The organism is Pseudomonas sp. Sample_10 (assembly GCF_004321495.1).
Classification (GTDB): Bacteria; Pseudomonadota; Gammaproteobacteria; order Pseudomonadales; family Pseudomonadaceae; genus Aquipseudomonas.
Map to the genome: position 1 here is coordinate 1 of NZ_RCOE01000198.1, position 1,661 is coordinate 1,661.

Consider the following 1,661-nt stretch of genomic DNA (forward strand, 5'->3'; position numbering starts at 1 on the left):
GCGTCGCTCGGACGGTTCCGGGCGCTTACGTTATCCGAGGCAACAATGGCCGAACAAGGTTCGCCGCGCCGCTTTGCGCGCATAGATCGACTCCCCCCTTACGTTTTCAACATCACCGCCGAGCTGAAGATGGCCGCCCGTCGTCGTGGCGAAGACATCATCGACTTGAGCATGGGCAACCCCGACGGCGCCACGCCGCCGCACATCGTCGACAAACTCGTCACCGTCGCCCAGCGCGAAGACACCCACGGTTACTCGACGTCCAAAGGTATTCCGCGCCTGCGCCGGGCGATTTCCAACTGGTACAAGAATCGCTACGAGGTCGACATCGACCCGGAAAGCGAAGCCATTGTCACCATCGGTTCCAAGGAAGGCCTGGCGCACTTGATGCTCGCCACCCTCGACCAGGGCGACACCGTGCTGGTGCCGAACCCGAGCTATCCGATTCATATCTACGGTGCCGTGATTGCCGGCGCCCAGGTGCGTTCGGTGCCGCTGGTGCCCGGTGTGGACTTCTTCGCGGAACTGGAACGCGCCATTCGCGGCTCGATCCCGAAACCGAAGATGATGATTCTCGGCTTCCCGTCCAACCCCACCGCACAGTGCGTGGAGCTGGATTTCTTTGAGCGGGTGATCGCCCTCGCCAAGCAGTACGACGTGCTGGTGGTGCATGACCTGGCCTACGCCGACATCGTCTACGACGGCTGGAAAGCACCGTCGATCATGCAAGTGCCGGGCGCCAAGGATATTGCGGTGGAGTTTTTCACCCTGTCCAAGAGCTACAACATGGCGGGTTGGCGCATCGGGTTCATGGTCGGCAACCCGGAGCTGGTCAACGCCTTGGCGCGGATCAAGAGCTACCACGACTACGGCACCTTCACGCCGCTGCAAGTGGCGGCGATTGCCGCTCTGGAAGGCGATCAGCAGTGCGTGCGCGACATCGCCGAGCAGTATCGGCAGCGCCGCAATGTGTTGGTCAAAGGCCTGCACGAGCTGGGCTGGATGGTGGAAAACCCGAAAGCGTCGATGTACGTCTGGGCCAAGATTCCAGAGGCTTATGCGCACCTGGGCTCCCTGGAGTTCGCCAAGAAACTGCTGGCCGAGGCCAAGGTCTGCGTCTCGCCGGGTGTGGGTTTCGGCGAGTATGGCGATGATCACGTACGCTTTGCGCTGATCGAAAACCAGGACCGGATTCGCCAGGCGGTGCGCGGGATTCGCGGGATGTTCAGGGCGGATGGCTTGGCCCCGAAAACCAACGCCTGACACAAAACCTGTGGCAACAACATTCCTGTGGCGAGGGAGCTTGCTCCCGCGGGGCTGCGAAGCAGCCCCCAAACCGGTCACCGCGGTTCTTCTGGCATAACGCGTTAGCCGATTTTACGACGGCTACGCCGCCGGACGGGAGCAAGCTCCCTCGCCACAAATGCATCGTCTGACAGAAATTTCTTTCACCCACAAAAAAACCGCAGCGATGCGGTTTTTTTGTGCCTGATCGTTCCCACGCTCTGCGTGGGAATGCATCCCGTGACGCTCCGCGTCACAGTGGACGCAGCGCTTCCATGGCGACATTCCCTCGCGGAGCGTGGAAACGATCAGTGCAGTGTGTTTAGACGAACAGCGACAACAACAGGATAAAGCCCAGGCCCACCACCGACAGGATG

The 1,661-nt window shown here is 61.0% G+C and carries 1 protein-coding gene; it reads left to right on the plus strand.

Annotated elements, in window-relative coordinates; genetic code table 11:
* Nucleotides 1-45 precede the first annotated feature (45 nt).
* Nucleotides 46-1,263 carry an alanine transaminase gene (gene alaC, locus D8U18_RS19415; RefSeq protein WP_056852593.1) on the plus strand — a complete coding sequence of 406 codons (1,218 nt, stop codon included), beginning with the start codon at nucleotides 46-48 and terminating at the stop codon, nucleotides 1,261-1,263.
* Nucleotides 1,264-1,661: the final 398 nt, after the last annotated feature.

What these genes read in the sequence shown, in the direction of transcription:
- alaC (WP_056852593.1), top strand. Translation starts at nt 46, where the DNA reads ATGGCCGAACAAGGTTCGCCGCGCCGCTTTGCGCGCATAGATCGACTC.